The following is a 15,121-nucleotide window of genomic DNA, read 5'->3' as shown; positions in this document are numbered from 1 at the left end:
AGGAGGAACATCGTGATCAACCGTAGACAGATCCTCGCCGGCACGGCCGGTATCGTGGCCGGTGCAGCCCTTGGCGGTCGGCTCGGCATGGGGCAGGCCTTCGCACAGACGGCCGCGCCGACCTTCACGCCGGAAGCCGGCGCGAGCCTGCGCCTCCTGCGCTGGGTGCCCTTCGTGCCGGCCGAGGAAGAGGCGTTCCTCGCCAACACCAAGAAGTTCACCGACGCGACGGGCGTGCAGGTGCGCGTCGATAAGGAAAGCTGGGAGGACGTGCGTCCGAAGGCGGCCGTTGCGGCCAATGTCGGCTCCGGGCCGGACATGGTGATGAGCTGGTTCGACGATCCGCAGCAGTACCCGGACAAGCTCGTCGACGTGACCGACCTCGGCACCTCGATCGGCGCGGCGGGCGGCGGCTGGTATCCCGGCCTCGAAAGCTATGCGCGCCGCGGCGACAGCTTCATCGCCCTGCCGCTCTGCGCGATCGGCAACGCGGTCGTCTATCGCGACAGCCACATGAAGGCTGCCGGCTTCCAGGAGTTTCCGAAGGACACGGCCGGCTTCCTCGAGCTGTGCAAGGCGATGAAGGCGAAGGGCACTCCGGCCGGCTTCCCGCACGGCAAGGCCGTCGGCGACGGCAACAACTATGCCCACTGGCTCCTGTGGAGCCACGGTGGCCGCATGGTGGACGAGAACGGCACCGTCACCATCAACAGCCCGGAGACGCTGGAGTCCGTCAAGTATGCGATGGAACTCTACAAGACCTTCATCCCGGGCACCGAGAGCTGGCAGGACGTCAACAACAACCGCGCATTCCTCGCCGGCCAGGTGTCGCTGACCGCCAATGGCGTGTCGGTTTACTACGCCGCGCTGAAGGACCCGGCGCTGAAGGAGATCGCCGACGACATGCGCTCGGTGAACCTGCCGATCGGCCCGGTCGGCCAGTCCGTGGAACTCCACCAGGCGTCCACGATCTCGATCTTCAAGCACACGAAGTTCCCCGAGGCGGCCAAGGCCTATCTCCAGTTCCTGTACCAGCCGGACAACATGAGCGCCTGGATTCAGGGCGCCAGCGCCTACTGCTGCCAGCCGCTCAAGGCCTATGAGAGCAATCCGGTCTGGACGGCAAAGCCGATCCACGCAGCCTATGCGAAGGCATCGGCCAGCTTGCGGCCGAACGGCTACGCGGGACCGCTCGGCGCGGCGTCCGCCGGCGTGATGGCGGACTACGTTCTCGTCGACATGTATGCCGAGGCCGTGACCGGACAGTCCTCGCCGGAGGACGCGATCAAGAACGCCGAGCGTCGCGCCAACCGCTACTACCGGGTCTAGCCCCGTCATCGCCGATGCCGCGCCTGCCCTCGGGGGCGGGCGCGGTTCCATCCCTCACGCGCGATCGGGACTTGCCATGTCCAGCATCACGGCGGGCGACCAGCCACCCAAACCGTCCTTCTTCGAGCGGCTGTCGCAGAGCCGGAACGGGCTCGGCCTCCTGTTCATGCTGCCGGCGGCCGTCTTCCTTCTGTGCTTCCTCACCTATCCGCTCGGCCTCGGCGTCTGGCTGGGTTTCACCGACACGCGGATCGGGCGACCCGGCATCTTCATCGGACTGGAAAACTACCAGTACCTGATGGAGGACAAGGTCTTCTGGCTCTCGGTGTTCAACACGATCGTCTACACCGCGGTCGCCTCGATCCTGAAGTTCGCGCTCGGCCTGTGGCTCGCGATCATCCTGAACGAGAGCCTGCCCTTCAAGACGTTCTTCCGCGCCATCATCCTTCTGCCCTGGGTGGTGCCGACGGTGCTCTCGGCGCTGGCGTTCTGGTGGATCTTCGACTCGCAGTTCTCGATCATCTCCTGGGTGCTGATGCAGTGGGGCGTGATCGACGCGCCGATCAACTTCCTCGGTGACGCCACGAATGCGCGCCTGTCGGTCATCGCCGCCAATGTCTGGCGCGGCATCCCGTTCGTCGCGATCTCTCTGCTGGCCGGCCTCCAGACCATTCCCGTCTCGCTGCACGAGGCGGCAGCGCTCGACGGCGCGACGTCCTGGCAGCGGTTCCGGCGCATCACGCTGCCGCTGCTGACCCCGATCATCGCCGTCGTCATGACCTTCTCGGTGCTGTTCACCTTCACCGACTTCCAGCTGATCTACGTCCTGACCAAGGGCGGGCCGGTGAACGCCACGCATCTGATGGCGACCCTGTCGTTCCAGCGCGGCATCCCCGGCGGCGCGTTGGGCGAGGGGGCGGCGATCGCCGTCGCCATGGTGCCGTTCCTGCTGGCGGCGATCCTGTTCAGCTTCTTCGGCCTGCAGCGTCGCAAGTGGCAGCAGGGCGGAAACGATTGAGGAGACCTGCGATGACCGCCAACACGACCGAAACCGCAGGCCACCTCACCGATGACGTGGTCGGCATGTCCCATCACGACACACTGGCGCGCAAGATCCTGGTGATCTACCTGCCGCTCGCTGTCTTCATCTTCGTGCTGCTCTTCCCGTTCTACTGGATGGCCATCACGGCGGTGAAGCCCAACGACCAGCTCACGAACTACTCGGTGTACAGCCCGTTCTGGGTGGTCGGGCCGACGCTCGACCACATCAAGTACCTCCTGTTCGAAACCTCCTATCCCGGCTGGCTCTGGAACACGGTGATCGTCGCCGTCTGCTCGACGATCATCGCGCTGGCCGCCTCGGTCTTCGCGGCCTATGCGATCGAGCGCGTGCGCTTCACGGGAGCGCGGGTGACGGGACTCATGGTGTTCCTCGCCTACCTCATCCCGCCGTCGATTCTCTTCATTCCGCTCGCCTTCATCGTGTTCCAGCTCGGCATGTTCGACTCGCGGCTGGCGCTGATCCTCACCTATCCGACCTTCCTCATTCCCTTCTGCACGTGGCTGCTGATGGGCTACTTCCGCTCGATCCCCTTCGAGCTCGAGGAAAGCGCGCTGGTGGACGGGGCGACACGCTGGCAGATCCTGACCAAGGTGGTGCTGCCGCTGGCGGTGCCGGGATTGATCTCCGCTGGCATCTTCGCCTTCACGCTTGCCTGGAACGAGTTCATCTACGCGCTGACGTTCATCCAGTCGTCGGAGAACAAGACCGTGCCAGTGGGGGTCCTGACCGAACTCGTGCGCGGCGACGTCTACGAGTGGGGCTCGCTGATGGCCGGCGCACTGATCGGCTCGCTGCCCGTCGTGATCCTCTACTCCTTCTTCGTCGACTACTACGTCTCGTCGATGACGGGCGCCGTGAAGGAATAGCGCTCCTCGCTGGCGACCCGATCTCGCGGGCCGCCAGCCCTTGCCGGACCGATCGTTCGGGGCAGTTTCCCGGCGGAGTGTCGTGCGGGATCATGTTGCATGCGTGCGTTCGATTTGTTCACGAGGGCTGCCTTCGGTCTGGCCAGCCTCATTTTGATGATCCTGGCCTGCGGCCTCATCGTCTATGCCGTCGCCGGCGTCTGGACGAGCTACAACGCGGCCGATCTCGACGTCGGCTCCTCGCTGTTGGAAGCCGTCGGCTACACAGTCATCGCCATCGCGGTCTTCGATGTCGGCAAGTACCTTCTCGAGGAAGAGGCCATCCGCGGCCGCGAGATGCGCAGCGCTGGCGAGGCACGGCGCAGCCTGACCAAGTTCATCTCGACCATCGTGATCGCCGTTCTTCTGGAAGGGGTCGTCACCGTGTTCCAGGCCGGCAAGCAGTCGATGCCGCTGATGCTCTATCCGACGCTCCTGCTGGTATCCGGCATCCTTCTGATGGTCGGACTCGGCGTCTACCAGCGGCTGTCCGTCAGCGTCGAGAACGAGGCGAAGGATCCGCCCGAGGACGAGGATCAGGACGCCGTATCGAAGGCGTGATCATCACGGGAGACGAGATGGCGAAGGTCTTTCCGGATCGATGCCACGCTCCGCGCGGTCGAGCGACAACTGGTTCTCTGAGAAACCGCGCAGACTGCGACAACGCTATCCAGCCGGCGATCCAACCGGCGGTGAACCACCTTGCGCACATGCTCGTTGGAGACGCGGGACGCTGGGAAAAACTTGCCATGATCGATCGGCTCGAACGTTACGCGCGCGTTGTCCGCAGATATGTCGCAGCGCTTGCTTTGGGTTCGGCTTTGCTGATTCCAGGCATCGCGGCTGCCTACACCTATACGAACCCGAACTTCGGCACGTCCGCGACCTTCCCCGCCCGCGCGTTTCCCAACATCGAACCCTCGACGCCCGAGGGGCAGATCTGGCGCTCCGACGCTGGGGCCGAACTCGTCGTCTATGCGATCGAGGACCCTGAATGGTCCACGCCCCGCGATCTCGTTCGCTGGCGGAGGTCCCTCGATGACGTGACCTACCAGCGCACGGGCTCGAACTGGGCGGTGGTTTCGGGCTTCCTAGAGGATGGCCGCATCTTCTACGAGCGGTACATCTTCCGCGGCCGGCTGACGCATTCCGTGTCCGTCCGCTATCCGGAAGCGCTGCGCGACCGCTACGACGGCCTCCTGAAGGAAATCACCGAAAGCCTGCGCGGACCCTCGCGCTAGTTCCCGTCGAGGCTTCGCAAGACGCCGGGCGCCGGACTGGCAAAGCCTAGCCAGCGCGTCTAGAACGCCTGCACGAACCAATGGGGACCAAAGCCACATGCCCTTGGCCGAGAACATCGCCCGCCTCAGGGTGACGGACGGCAAGACGATCGAGGATGTGGCACGCGGCACGGGACTTCCCGTCGCGCTCATCACTGCCGTCGAAGGCGGCCGCCGCCAGCCGCCGCCGAAGTCACTGCGATCGCTTGCGAGCTACTTCGGTGTGAGCGTCGATACCCTTCTTCGCTGAAGGCCGGTCTGGACGAAAATCTGGTGCCGGCTGAGGGGATTGAACCCCCGACCTTCGGTTTACAAAACCGCTGCTCTACCGCTGAGCTAAGCCGGCCCTGCGGTCGATCTAGCACAGCGGTACCACGATGGCATCCGCAAATTTCTCGAGGACGCGGACCGTTCGCGAAGGCGTGACAAATACGCCCGCAAGTCCTTTCACGGCACGCGTTTTACGGGCATACGGTTCGGGTCCGCAGTGTGGGAGGAACCCGATGGATCGTCGTCAATTCATTCGTCAGGCCGGGGTCGTCGCCGGCGGTGCCGTGGCCGGAATCGGGCTTGCGGCACCCGCGATCGCGCAGGAGGCGCCGACGCTGCGCTGGCGCATGACGTCGAGCTTTCCGAACACCCTCGATACACTGTTCGGTTCCTCGCGCCTCTTCTCGGAGATCGTCTCCAAGCTGACGGACGGCAAGTTCACGATCGACGTCTTCCCCGCCGGCGAACTGGTGCCGGGCCTGCAGGCGCTCGACGCGACGCAGGACGGCACGGTCGAGGCGGCGCACACGGTCCTCTACTATTATGTCGGCAAGGACCCGACCTTCGCGATCGGCAGCTCGATCCCCTTCGGCCTGAACGCGCGCCAGCAGAACGCCTGGCTCTATAACGGCGGTGGCAACGAGGCGATCAACGAGTTCCTGACCTCCTACGGCGTGCGCGCCTATCCCGGCGGCAACACCGGTACCCAGATGGGCGGCTGGTTCCGCAAGGAGATCAACTCGCTGAACGACCTGCAGGGGCTCAAGATGCGCATCGCAGGCATTGCGGGGCAGGTGCTCGCGCCGCTCGGCGTCGTGGCGCAGCAGCTTGCGGGCGGCGACGTCTATCCGGCGCTCGAGCGGGGCACGCTGGACGCGACCGAGTTCGTCGGTCCCTACGACGACGAGAAGCTCGGCTTCTACCAGGTCGCGCCGTACTACTACTATCCGGCCTTCTGGGAGGCTGGCCCGACGGTCCACTACATGTTCAACCAGGCGAAGTACGACGAGCTGCCCGACAGCTACAAGGCGGCGCTGGAGAACGCGGCGGCCGTCTGCAACACGCGCATGCTCGCCGACTACGACGTGAAGAACATGCGCGCGATCCGCTCGCTGGTGGGCAAGGGCGTCCAGCTTCGTCCGCTGCCGCGCGACGTGCTCGACGCGGCGCTCGCGTCCTCGCAGGATTTGTATGCCAAGCTCTCGGCGTCGAACCCGAAGTGGAAGGCGATGTACGATCCGTGGAGCCAGTTCCGCACCCAGATCTACGAGTGGTTCCGCGTGGCCGAGTACACCAACGACACGTACAACTACAGCCAGCAGGCCGCCGGGAAGTGACGGTCAAATTGATGTGATGACGAAAGGCCGGCTTTCTCGAAGCCGGCCTTTTTGTTTGCCCTCCCGCCTTATTGCGCAGGGTCGCGGCGTGGTCTCCTATGTCGGCGTTTCGCTTCGCAGCGATTGGGAGGACAACGCGTGGATCGCAGAAAATTCATTCTAAAGTCGGGAGCCGTAACCGGTGGTGCCGCCGCCAGCACGGTGCTCGCCGCGCCCGCCATCGCGCAGGAGATGCCGAGCATCCGCTGGCGCCTGACGTCGAGCTTTCCGAACACGCTCGACACGATCTTCGGCGGCGCCAAGACGCTGTCGTCCGCGATCTCCGAGATCACCGGCGGCAAGTTCCAGATCGACGTGTTTCCCGCGGGCGAACTCGTCCCGGGTCTTCAGGCACTCGACGCCGTACAGGATGGCACGGTCGAGGCGGCGCACACCGCGGCTTACTACTACGTCGGCAAGGACCCGACGTTTGCGATCGGCGCGACCATTCCCTTCGGCCTGAATGCGCGCCAGCAGAACGCGTGGCTCTACCACGGCGGCGGCAACGAAGCCTATGACGAGTTTTTGGCCGGCTACAACGTGAAGGGTCTGCCGGGCGGAAACACCGGCGTCCAGATGGGCGGCTGGTTCCGCAAGGAGATCAATTCGGTCGCCGATCTCCAAGGCCTCAAGATGCGCATCGCCGGTCTTGCCGGGCGCGTGCTGGAGCCGCTCGGCGTCGTGCCCCAGCAACTGGCCGGCGGCGACATCTATCCGGCGCTGGAGCGCGGCACGATCGACGCCACCGAGTGGATCGGTCCCTACGACGACGAGAAGCTCGGCTTCTATCAGGTCGCGCCGTACTACTATTACCCGGCCTTCTGGGAAGGCGGCCTGACGCTCCACTTCCTCTTCAACAAGGCGAAGTACGAAGAGCTTCCGGCCGCCTACAAGGCGGCGCTCGACACCGCGGCGAAGGCCGTGAACGTGAACATGATGGCGCTCTACGACGCCAAGAACATGCAGGCCATCCGCTCGCTGGTCGGCAAGGGCGTCCAGCTGCGGCCGCTGCCGCGCGACATCCTTGATGCGTCCTACGATTCCGCGATGAAGCTGTACGCTTCGCTGTCGGAAAGCAATCCGAAGTGGAAGGCGATCTACGACCCCTGGGCGAAGTTCCGCGCAGAGAGCTACGAGTGGTTCCGCGTCGCGGAATACTCCTACGACACCTACGTCTACACGCAGCAGGCCGCCGGAAAGTAGGCGTGACGGCGTCCTGAACGAACAAGGCCGGCGGAGCGATCCGCCGGCCTTTCTTTTGAGCTGCACCTACTGCTGCGGTGCCGGAGATCCAAAGCTCGGCGGTGCCGGTGACCCGAAGCTGGGCGCAGCGGGTGCCGAGGCGGGGTTGGCAGGTTGCGTGCCGAAGGACGGAGCGGCCGGTGCGCCGAAGCTCGGCGGCGGCGGAGAGCCGAACGATGGCGCTGGAGGAGCACCGAAGGAGGGCGGTGCCACGCCGCCGGGCGTCGGCGCCACGGAGCCCGGCATCGGCACGTTGAGCTGGATGGTCGAGGGATCGATCACCCGCTCCTCCTTGAGGAAGTAGGTCACCGACTGCGGCCACACGATCAGGATCGCGACAAGGATCAGCTGCAGGCCGAGCCAGGGAATCGCGCCGAGGTAGATGTCGGAGCTCTTCACGTTCGCCGGTGCGATGCCGCGTAGGTAGAACAGCGCGAAACCGAACGGCGGGTGCATGAAGGCCGTCTGCATGTTCACGCACAGAAGCACGCCGAACCATACGAGATCGATGCCCAGCGCATGCGCGGCGGGCGCCAGCAGCGGCACGATGATGAAGGCGATCTCGAAGAAGTCGAGGAAGAACGCGACGAAAAAGATGAAGATGTTGACGAAGAGCAGGAAGCCGACGACGCCGCCCGGGATGTGGGAGAGGAGGTACTGGATCCAGTGGCCGCCATCCATGCCCTGGAATACGAGGCTGAAGACGGTCGAGCCGATGAGGATGAACACCACCATGGCGGTGAGGCGCATCGTCGTCGCCATCGCCTGACGCGTCAGCGTCCAGCTGAGGCGACGGTGGAGGGCGGCCAGCAGGATCGCGCCGACCGAGCCCATCGCGCCGGCTTCCGTCGGCGTCGCGAGGCCCATGAACATGGTCCCGAGCACGAGGAAGATCAGGGCGAGCGAGGGCACCATGCCCTTGGCGACCTGCCACCAGAGTTCGCGGCCGCTCTTGGTGCGCGCTTCCGGCGGCAGCGGCGGCATCTTGTGCGGCTGCAGCTTCGACATGACGAAGATGAAGCCGAGGAAGAGGAGGATCTGCAGCAGCGACGGGCCGATGGCGCCGGCATACATGTCGCCGACCGATCGACCGAGCTGATCGGCCAGAATAATGAGGACGAGCGAGGGGGGGATGACCTGCGTGATCGTGCCGGAGGCCGCGATGACGCCGGTTGCGAGCCGCATGTCGTACCCGTAGCGCATCATCACTGGCAGGGACACGACGCCCATGGCGATCACGGAGGCTGCGACCGTGCCCGTGATGGCACCCAGCACGGCGCCGACGAGGATGACCGCGTAGGCGAGGCCGCCCGGCGTCGGGCCGAAAAGCTGGCCGGACCCTTCGAGGAGATCCTCGGCAAGGCCGCAGCGCTCTAGGATCGCACCCATGAAGGTGAAGAACGGGATCGCCAGCAGGAGATCGTTGGAAATCACGCCATAGAAGCGCAGCGGCAGCGCGTTGAGGAGCGCCGGGCTGAAATGCTCGAAGTAGACACCGAGCGCGCCGAAGAGGAGGCCGACTGCCGCCAGCGAGAAGGCGACCGGAAAGCCCATGAGCAGGAAGACGATCATGCCGCCGAACATCAGCGGCGGCATCGGCCCGTATTCAAACATTCGCGTGTTTCCCCCGCGCGGCCGCTTACTGCAGCGGCTTCTCGTACTTCGTTTCGATCGTGATGAGCCCGGCCAGAGCGGCGAACCGCTTGATGAGTTCGGACAGGCCCTGAAGGAAGAGCAGCGCGAACCCGAGCGGCAGCGTCGCCTTGGCGGGCCACAGGATCAGCCCCCCGGCATTCATCGAGACTTCGCCGCTCGTGAAGGAGCGCCAGAAGAACGGGAACGTCAGGGCGAAGAGGTAGCCGATGACGGGCAGGAAGAGGACAATGAACCCGAAGATGTCGACGAAGAGCCGGCCCTTGGTGCTCAGCGCCGAATAGACGAGGTCGACGCGAACGTGCTCGTTGAGCCTCAGCGTATAGGACGCGCCGAGGAGTACCATGCCGGCGAACATGTACCACTGGATCTCGAGAAGACCATTGGAACTCATGTTCAGCGTGTAGCGGATGAGGGCGTTGCCGGCGCTGATCAGCACCGCGATCAGGACGAGATAGTCCGCGATCACCGCGAAGCCCGCGCTGAGCCTGTCGACGCCTCGGCTGAAAGCCAAAAGAACTCCCATCATCCCTCCCTGGATCGGGTCGCGGACCGTGCCAATCAAGGCAAATCTGCGACACCTTCTGGCCTACGACAGCAAATGCTGGCAAGGCCAGCGTTTTCTCGGCGATCGGTCGCGGTCGCGGCGTTCCGTGATGATGTCGGGACGATGGACGGCAAAGAGGAGCATGTCTTGGACGAGGCGCGGATCGATCGTCAGGTGGAGACCGTCGCTCGGCTGGCGCGCGAGTTGCGCTTCGAACTCCTGCTCCTGAAGCGCATGCGCGGCCGCGGCACCGTCCGGACCGAACGGACGGAGGTCGCCCCGATGCGATCTCTGGCCGAGGTCTATGCGGCCGCGCTTCTCCGCCGGGCCGAGGCGGAGGCGAAGGCGGGTTGAAGGATCAGCCCTTCAGATGCCGTCGCGCCGCGTAGAGCGATACGGCGGCCGCGTTCGACACGTTGAGGGAACGGATTGCACCGGGCACTTCAAGGCGAGCGAGGACGTCCACGGTCTCGCGGGTTTTCTGGCGCAGCCCCTTGCCCTCGGAGCCCAGCACAAGCGCGAGCTTGCCGCCGTCCAATGCGGGTTCGAGTTCGTCGGCGCCAGCCGAATCGAGCCCGATCGTCCGGTAGCCGCGATCCTTCAATTCGCCGAGGGCGTCGGCAAGGTTGGTCACCTGCACATAGGCGATGAGCTCCAGCGCCCCCGAAGCGGACTTGGCGAGAACGCCGGACTCCTGAGGAGAATGGCGCGAGGTCGTCACCACGGCACCCGCTCCGAAGGCGACAGCTGAACGGAGAATCGCACCGACATTGTGCGGATCGGTCACCTGGTCGAGCACGAGCACCAGATCGGTCTCGCCGAGTTCGCCGAGCCGCGCCGGGTTCAGCGGCGCCGTTTCGAGGAGCACGCCTTGATGAACGGCGTCCGACCCGAGTTCCTGATCGAGGAAGCGGGGCTCGACGATTTCGATCGGGCAGGGCGCCGCATTCTCGTCGAGCTCGAGACGGTTCAGCGCGTTGCGCGTCACGTAAATCTGCATGAAGCGACGGCGCGGGTTCGCGAGCGCCGCCTGCACCGTGTGGATGCCGTAGAGCCGAACGCGGTCGGCCGGGGCAGGCCGGCCCGCATGCTGTGGCTTGGGCGGCCGGGCGGACGGAGCGGCCGGTCCGCCGGCGGCCTGATCGCGATGCGCCCGCCGCAACCGGGCGTAGTGCGAGTCCTTCGGAGTGTGGCTCTTGGGATGATTGGTCATGATGGCGCTTTATCGGAGTTCGGCAGGCGAGCAAAGGCGAGCATTCGAACTCCCTTCATATCGCTGTCGTCGGCATGTTGACACGGGCCCGGCCTGTCGCCATAACGCCGCTCGAAGCGAACGGGCACCGCCCGCTGCTTTCGGCGGCCCGCGAGGGGCGCAGGGTGACCTGGAGGGATGCCCGAGTGGTTAAAGGGGACGGACTGTAAATCCGTTGGCTTAGCCTACGTTGGTTCAAATCCAACTCCCTCCACCATTCACCCATCCGGCGCGGGTATAGCTCAATGGTAGAGCAGCAGCCTTCCAAGCTGAATACGAGGGTTCGATTCCCTCTACCCGCTCCAACCCATCGATCATTGTCGTCGATCATCCGAGCCAGATCGTCAGTCCGATGACCGCGGTCAGAATCGTCAGCGCGTAGGCGAGAATCATCAGGGCGCCGTCGCGAACCATCATCGCCAACCCGAAGGCTGCAATGGCGGCCATCGGTGCCGTGCTGGCGAAGGGCACGAGTTCCAGCGGTGGAACCGTGAGCGTCAGTGCCAGACAGGCCAGTGCGGCTCCCTTAAGGAAAACACCCTCTGTCAGCCATGCCAGACGACCGTGGAACCATCGGTCCAGGAAGAGCGCGATCGGCCGGAGCTTGTCGGTGGCAATCCGCAATTTTCGCGACGACAACGTCTGCCTGGCGAGGAAGCCCGGCAGCCACATCGTCTGACGTCCCGCCAGAATCTGCATCGCGAAGAGCGCAATGATGATGGCGATGACGGTCGGCACGCCCGGTATGCCCCCGATCGGCGAAATTTCCAGCAGCGCCGGCAGAAGCAGAAAGGGCCCGTAGCTTCGGGTATCGAAAGCCCTGACGATGCTTCGCAGATTGAGGGACGGTTTTCCCTCCGCCGCGTCGTTCAACTCGTCCAGCGTCTTTCCGACGCTGGCCTCATCATGGGGTTCGATCACCTGACCCGACCGAACCTCTCCCGTGACGTCCGACATCTATTGCGAGCTTTCGCGCTTCTCGGTTTCTGCTGCGCCATCGGCGGCGGCGCCATCGTGTTTCTGTTCCCGCAGATGGCGTTTGGCGTCCTCGACGCTGATGTTGTGCTTGGCAGCCATCTCCTCCGCCTCGGGGTCCGGGCGGGACGGATCGGCGTTTTCGAGTGGGATGTTCGACATGCAAATCTCCTTCGCGTTCCCTGCCGAAACGCGCGGTCGTCTCGAAAGTGCCCGTCGCCACCCGTCGAAACACTGAGTCGCGATCACGCCTTCATGAGCCATCTGCCGGGGGACGCTTGTGTTTCGCTTTCCCACTCGCTATGTCGCGGCCCTGTCGTGCTAGGCCCAAGGTAGAGATCATGGCGAAGAGCAAATTCGAGCGTAACAAGCCGCATGTGAACATCGGGACGATTGGTCACGTTGATCACGGGAAGACGTCGCTGACGGCGGCGATCACGAAGTACTTCGGCGAGTTCCGCGCGTACGACCAGATCGACGCGGCGCCGGAGGAGAAGGCGCGCGGCATCACGATCTCGACGGCGCACGTCGAGTACGAGACGGAGAACCGTCACTACGCGCACGTCGACTGCCCGGGGCACGCCGACTACGTGAAGAACATGATCACGGGCGCGGCGCAGATGGACGGCGCGATCCTGGTCTGCTCGGCGGCCGACGGCCCGATGCCGCAGACGCGCGAGCACATCCTCCTGGCGCGCCAGGTCGGCGTTCCGGCGCTGGTGGTGTTCCTGAACAAGGTGGACCAGGTCGACGACGCCGAGCTTCTGGAGCTCGTCGAGCTCGAGGTGCGTGAGCTTCTGTCGTCCTACGACTTCCCGGGCGACGACGTTCCGATCGTCAAGGGCTCGGCGCTGGCCGCTCTCGAGGACTCCAACAAGGAGATCGGTGAGGACGCGGTTCGCGAGCTGATGAAGCAGGTCGACGCCTACATCCCGACGCCCGAGCGTCCGATCAACATGCCGTTCCTGATGCCGATCGAGGACGTGTTCTCGATCTCGGGCCGCGGCACGGTGGTGACGGGTCGCGTCGAGCGCGGCATCGTGAAGGTTGGCGAGGAAGTCGAGATCGTCGGCATCCGCGACAACAAGAAGACGACGGTGACGGGCGTCGAGATGTTCCGCAAGCTGCTGGACCAGGGCCAGGCGGGCGACAACATCGGCGCGCTGATCCGCGGCGTGGACCGTGAGGGCGTCGAGCGCGGGCAGGTCCTGTGCAAGCCGGGTTCGGTGAAGCCGCACACGCGCTTCATGGCAGAGGCGTACATCCTGACGAAGGAGGAGGGCGGCCGCCATACGCCGTTCTTCACGAACTACCGCCCGCAGTTCTACTTCCGCACGACGGACGTGACGGGCGTGGTGACGCTGCCGGAGGGCACCGAGATGGTGATGCCGGGCGACAACGTGACGATGGACGTCAAGCTGATCGTTCCGATCGCGATGGAAGAGAAGCTGCGCTTCGCCATCCGCGAGGGCGGCCGCACCGTCGGCGCCGGTATCGTCGCATCGATCGTCGAGTAAGTTCGACACCAACGATGAAATGCGAGCGGGCCCTTCGGGGCCCGTTTTCGTTTGGCGGGCGCCCGCGACATTGGAGGCGTTCTTGCTTGTCGCCGACCGGGCGCGGTTCTAGAAGCGTCGACGAACGGAAGAGGAAGTGTCCATGGCTGCCGAAATCGCGCGTGTCTTCGTCGGGTTCGATTCCAAGGAGGTCGTGGCCTATCACGTCCTCGCGCAGAGCATCATCGAGCACGCCTCGATGCCGGTGATGTTCTGCCCGATCGTGCTGCCGCACCTCGAAGGCACCTTCACGCGCGAGCGCAACGCGCTGCAGTCCACCGAATTCTCGTTTTCGCGGTTCTTGGTTCCGTATCTCTCGCACTACGAGGGATGGAGCCTCTTCATGGACTGCGACATGCTGATGCGCGCCGACATCGCCGAACTCTGGGCGCTGCGCGACGAGAACGCGTCGGTGATGTGCATCAAGCATGACTACCAGCCCAAGGTCGAGACCAAGTTCCTCGGCCAGGTGCAGACCAAGTACGAGAAGAAGAACTGGTCGAGCGTCATGCTCTTCAACAATGCCAAGTGTCGCGCTCTTTCGCCGGAGTTCGTCAACACGGCGACCGGGCTGGAGCTTCATCAGTTCAAGTGGCTCGACAACGACGGTCAGATCGGGGAACTGCCGACCGCCTGGAACTGGCTGGTCAACGAATACGACCACGACCCGGCCGCGAAGAACGTGCACTTCACGGATGGCGGTCCGTATTTCGACGAGTATCGCAACGACGACTACGCGGACGAGTGGTTCGCCATGCGCGACCGTGTGCTGCACGTGACGCAGCGCGCGCCGAAGGAATGACGAGTTGACGGGCGTCCTCCCGCTCGCGGACGAACCCGGCGCGAACGAGCGCTGGGCGGCCTTCTTCGGAGCTTACGCGACGATCGTCCTCGTCGCCAACAGCGACGCCGTCGACATCGCGTCCTTGCGCGCACGCTACGGCGCGAGCGTGCTCTTCGTCTTCTTCAACAAGGTCTACAAGGTGCTCGACGCGCCGTTCGACGGCGAATGCCTTCTGGTCGCGCGCTCCAGCCGGGCGGGCGCCAACATCGTCTATCGACGCGAGGTCGAGGACGTCCTGAGGCTGGTCCGCTCCGAGCGGTTCCGGGGCATCTGCAACCTGCGCGCCGGTCGGCACGAGCGGTTCAGCGCACCGGCCGAATTCGGCGCGGGCATCGCCGTCGGCCAACTCGACACGGCCGCCAGCATGGACGGGTTCTATCCTTTCGATCAGGTGGCGACCAGCGGCTTCGCCCTCGCGCTTTTCCTGGCCGAGCGATGCGCGGGTAGCCGAATCGTCCTTGCCGGCTTCACCGCGCGACGCTCGAAGCGCTGGAAGCTCTTCACCGACCACGATTGGACCTTCGAGCAGATCGTGCAGCGCCTTCTCGTCCGCGCGGGGCGCATCGAGACCGCAGGCGTTGCGAGCGATGACCTGTTCGGCGCGATCGCGCAGCGCTTCCCGGGCATTTCGCCTGCGGACGTGGCGCTTGTCGGCGTGGAGGTCGTGGCGGAGCGCCTCGACGGGGCGAATGCCGCCATCGACGACCTCCTTCGCACCACGCGCCCCCAGCGGTGCGTTTCGGACTGGCTGCGTTGGTTGAAGCCGAAAACACGCAAGGCGAAGATTGCCGAACAGGATGCGGCCGCGGGGCGGGGATAAGGCTTGCCA

At 64.8% G+C, this 15,121-nt stretch carries 17 protein-coding genes and 3 tRNA genes; 14 read left to right on the top strand and 6 right to left on the bottom strand.

The annotated features are described in order from the left end of the window. Nucleotides 1–9 precede the first annotated feature (9 nt). The 6 genes from ACLNGM_RS16720 (at nt 10) to ACLNGM_RS16695 (ending at nt 4,827) form a co-directional block, all read left to right on the top strand. The gene (locus ACLNGM_RS16720) at nt 10–1,329 is read left to right on the top strand and encodes an ABC transporter substrate-binding protein (protein ID WP_416358473.1); all 1,320 of its coding nucleotides are present in this window, start codon (nt 10–12) and stop codon (nt 1,327–1,329) included. 76 nt (nt 1,330–1,405) lie between these two features. Next, nucleotides 1,406–2,347, top strand: coding sequence for a carbohydrate ABC transporter permease (locus ACLNGM_RS16715; protein ID WP_090957938.1), 942 nt, complete (start codon nt 1,406–1,408; stop codon nt 2,345–2,347). 11 nt (nt 2,348–2,358) lie between these two features. Next, nucleotides 2,359–3,258 carry a carbohydrate ABC transporter permease gene (locus ACLNGM_RS16710; RefSeq protein ID WP_090957936.1) on the top strand — a complete coding sequence of 300 codons (900 nt, stop codon included), beginning with the start codon at nt 2,359–2,361 and terminating at the stop codon, nt 3,256–3,258. Between the two features lie 99 nt (nt 3,259–3,357). Next, nucleotides 3,358–3,858, top strand: a complete 501-nt coding sequence (locus tag ACLNGM_RS16705; RefSeq protein ID WP_090957934.1) for a GNAT family acetyltransferase — start codon at nt 3,358–3,360, stop codon at nt 3,856–3,858. Nucleotides 3,859–4,118: 260 nt separating this feature from the next. Next, complete coding sequence (locus ACLNGM_RS16700) at nt 4,119–4,538, top strand: hypothetical protein (RefSeq protein WP_416355774.1); 420 nt, start codon at nt 4,119–4,121, stop codon at nt 4,536–4,538. Between the two features lie 103 nt (nt 4,539–4,641). After that, complete coding sequence (locus tag ACLNGM_RS16695; protein WP_416355773.1) at nt 4,642–4,827, top strand: helix-turn-helix domain-containing protein; 186 nt, start codon at nt 4,642–4,644, stop codon at nt 4,825–4,827. 21 nt (nt 4,828–4,848) lie between these two features. Here ACLNGM_RS16695 and ACLNGM_RS16690 read toward each other — a convergent pair. Beyond that, nucleotides 4,849–4,923 (bottom strand) — tRNA-Thr (locus tag ACLNGM_RS16690). Between the two features lie 157 nt (nt 4,924–5,080). On the opposite strand from ACLNGM_RS16690, the gene ACLNGM_RS16685 reads away from it, so the two are divergent. Together ACLNGM_RS16685 and ACLNGM_RS16680 are read left to right on the top strand one after the other, a co-directional pair. Next, nucleotides 5,081–6,184 carry a TRAP transporter substrate-binding protein gene (locus ACLNGM_RS16685; RefSeq protein ID WP_416355772.1) on the top strand — a complete coding sequence of 368 codons (1,104 nt, stop codon included), beginning with the start codon at nt 5,081–5,083 and terminating at the stop codon, nt 6,182–6,184. Nucleotides 6,185–6,322: 138 nt separating this feature from the next. Next, entirely contained in the window at nt 6,323–7,426 is a 1,104-nt protein-coding gene (locus ACLNGM_RS16680; RefSeq protein ID WP_416355771.1) for a TRAP transporter substrate-binding protein, read from the top strand. Nucleotides 7,427–7,492: 66 nt separating this feature from the next. Here ACLNGM_RS16680 and ACLNGM_RS16675 read toward each other — a convergent pair whose 3' ends face one another. After that, nucleotides 7,493–9,079 carry a TRAP transporter large permease gene (locus tag ACLNGM_RS16675; protein WP_416355770.1) on the bottom strand — a complete coding sequence of 529 codons (1,587 nt, stop codon included), beginning with the start codon at nt 9,077–9,079 and terminating at the stop codon, nt 7,493–7,495. A 25-nt stretch (nt 9,080–9,104) separates the two neighbouring features. Next, nucleotides 9,105–9,644 (bottom strand): TRAP transporter small permease subunit, encoded by a 540-nt coding sequence (locus ACLNGM_RS16670; protein ID WP_090959001.1) that lies wholly within the window; start codon nt 9,642–9,644, stop codon nt 9,105–9,107. A 168-nt stretch (nt 9,645–9,812) separates the two neighbouring features. Between ACLNGM_RS16670 and ACLNGM_RS16665 the strand changes: the two genes are divergently transcribed. After that, nucleotides 9,813–10,019, top strand: coding sequence for a hypothetical protein (locus tag ACLNGM_RS16665; RefSeq protein WP_416355769.1), 207 nt, complete (start codon nt 9,813–9,815; stop codon nt 10,017–10,019). Nucleotides 10,020–10,023: 4 nt separating this feature from the next. On the opposite strand, the gene rlmB is transcribed toward ACLNGM_RS16665, so the two are convergent. Continuing rightward, complete coding sequence (gene rlmB, locus ACLNGM_RS16660) at nt 10,024–10,878, bottom strand: 23S rRNA (guanosine(2251)-2'-O)-methyltransferase RlmB (RefSeq protein WP_416355768.1); 855 nt, start codon at nt 10,876–10,878, stop codon at nt 10,024–10,026. A gap of 171 nt (nt 10,879–11,049) precedes the next feature. On the opposite strand from rlmB, the gene ACLNGM_RS16655 reads away from it, so the two are divergent. Next, a tRNA-Tyr gene (locus ACLNGM_RS16655) sits at nt 11,050–11,134 on the top strand. Nucleotides 11,135–11,148: 14 nt separating this feature from the next. Beyond that, nucleotides 11,149–11,222 (top strand) — tRNA-Gly (locus ACLNGM_RS16650). A gap of 22 nt (nt 11,223–11,244) precedes the next feature. Here ACLNGM_RS16650 and ACLNGM_RS16645 read toward each other — a convergent pair. Continuing rightward, complete coding sequence (locus ACLNGM_RS16645; protein WP_416355767.1) at nt 11,245–11,874, bottom strand: exopolysaccharide biosynthesis protein; 630 nt, start codon at nt 11,872–11,874, stop codon at nt 11,245–11,247. Next, the gene (locus tag ACLNGM_RS16640) at nt 11,875–12,054 is read right to left on the bottom strand and encodes a hypothetical protein (protein WP_090957919.1); all 180 of its coding nucleotides are present in this window, start codon (nt 12,052–12,054) and stop codon (nt 11,875–11,877) included. Between the two features lie 179 nt (nt 12,055–12,233). Here ACLNGM_RS16640 and tuf point away from each other — a divergent pair, with 179 nt between their 5' ends. From tuf to ACLNGM_RS16625, 3 genes are all read left to right on the top strand, one after another. Next, nucleotides 12,234–13,409 carry an elongation factor Tu gene (gene tuf / locus ACLNGM_RS16635; protein ID WP_090957917.1) on the top strand — a complete coding sequence of 392 codons (1,176 nt, stop codon included), beginning with the start codon at nt 12,234–12,236 and terminating at the stop codon, nt 13,407–13,409. A gap of 142 nt (nt 13,410–13,551) precedes the next feature. Next, nucleotides 13,552–14,250: a glycosyltransferase gene (locus ACLNGM_RS16630; RefSeq protein ID WP_416355766.1), complete on the top strand. Its 699-nt coding sequence runs from the start codon at nt 13,552–13,554 to the stop codon at nt 14,248–14,250. A 4-nt stretch (nt 14,251–14,254) separates the two neighbouring features. Then, complete coding sequence (locus tag ACLNGM_RS16625) at nt 14,255–15,112, top strand: 3-deoxy-manno-octulosonate cytidylyltransferase (protein WP_416355765.1); 858 nt, start codon at nt 14,255–14,257, stop codon at nt 15,110–15,112. The last annotated feature ends 9 nt before the right edge of the window (nt 15,113–15,121 follow it).

Source organism: Aureimonas phyllosphaerae, from assembly GCF_047943035.1.
In the GTDB taxonomy this organism is placed as follows: Bacteria; Pseudomonadota; Alphaproteobacteria; order Rhizobiales; family Rhizobiaceae; genus Aureimonas; species Aureimonas phyllosphaerae.
The sequence above is the reverse complement of the archived record's forward strand: the minus strand, read 5'-3'. Positions and strand labels throughout refer to the sequence as shown.

What these genes read in the sequence shown, in the direction of transcription:
- ACLNGM_RS16645 (WP_416355767.1), bottom strand. Translation starts at nt 11,874, where the DNA reads ATGTCGGACGTCACGGGAGAGGTTCGGTCGGGTCAGGTGATCGAACCC.
- ACLNGM_RS16705 (WP_090957934.1), top strand. Translation starts at nt 3,358, where the DNA reads ATGCGTGCGTTCGATTTGTTCACGAGGGCTGCCTTCGGTCTGGCCAGC.
- ACLNGM_RS16685 (WP_416355772.1), top strand. Translation starts at nt 5,081, where the DNA reads ATGGATCGTCGTCAATTCATTCGTCAGGCCGGGGTCGTCGCCGGCGGT.
- ACLNGM_RS16670 (WP_090959001.1), bottom strand. Translation starts at nt 9,644, where the DNA reads ATGGGAGTTCTTTTGGCTTTCAGCCGAGGCGTCGACAGGCTCAGCGCG.
- ACLNGM_RS16715 (WP_090957938.1), top strand. Translation starts at nt 1,406, where the DNA reads ATGTCCAGCATCACGGCGGGCGACCAGCCACCCAAACCGTCCTTCTTC.
- ACLNGM_RS16675 (WP_416355770.1), bottom strand. Translation starts at nt 9,079, where the DNA reads ATGTTTGAATACGGGCCGATGCCGCCGCTGATGTTCGGCGGCATGATC.
- tuf (WP_090957917.1), top strand. Translation starts at nt 12,234, where the DNA reads ATGGCGAAGAGCAAATTCGAGCGTAACAAGCCGCATGTGAACATCGGG.
- ACLNGM_RS16640 (WP_090957919.1), bottom strand. Translation starts at nt 12,054, where the DNA reads ATGTCGAACATCCCACTCGAAAACGCCGATCCGTCCCGCCCGGACCCC.
- rlmB (WP_416355768.1), bottom strand. Translation starts at nt 10,878, where the DNA reads ATGACCAATCATCCCAAGAGCCACACTCCGAAGGACTCGCACTACGCC.
- ACLNGM_RS16630 (WP_416355766.1), top strand. Translation starts at nt 13,552, where the DNA reads ATGGCTGCCGAAATCGCGCGTGTCTTCGTCGGGTTCGATTCCAAGGAG.
- ACLNGM_RS16710 (WP_090957936.1), top strand. Translation starts at nt 2,359, where the DNA reads ATGACCGCCAACACGACCGAAACCGCAGGCCACCTCACCGATGACGTG.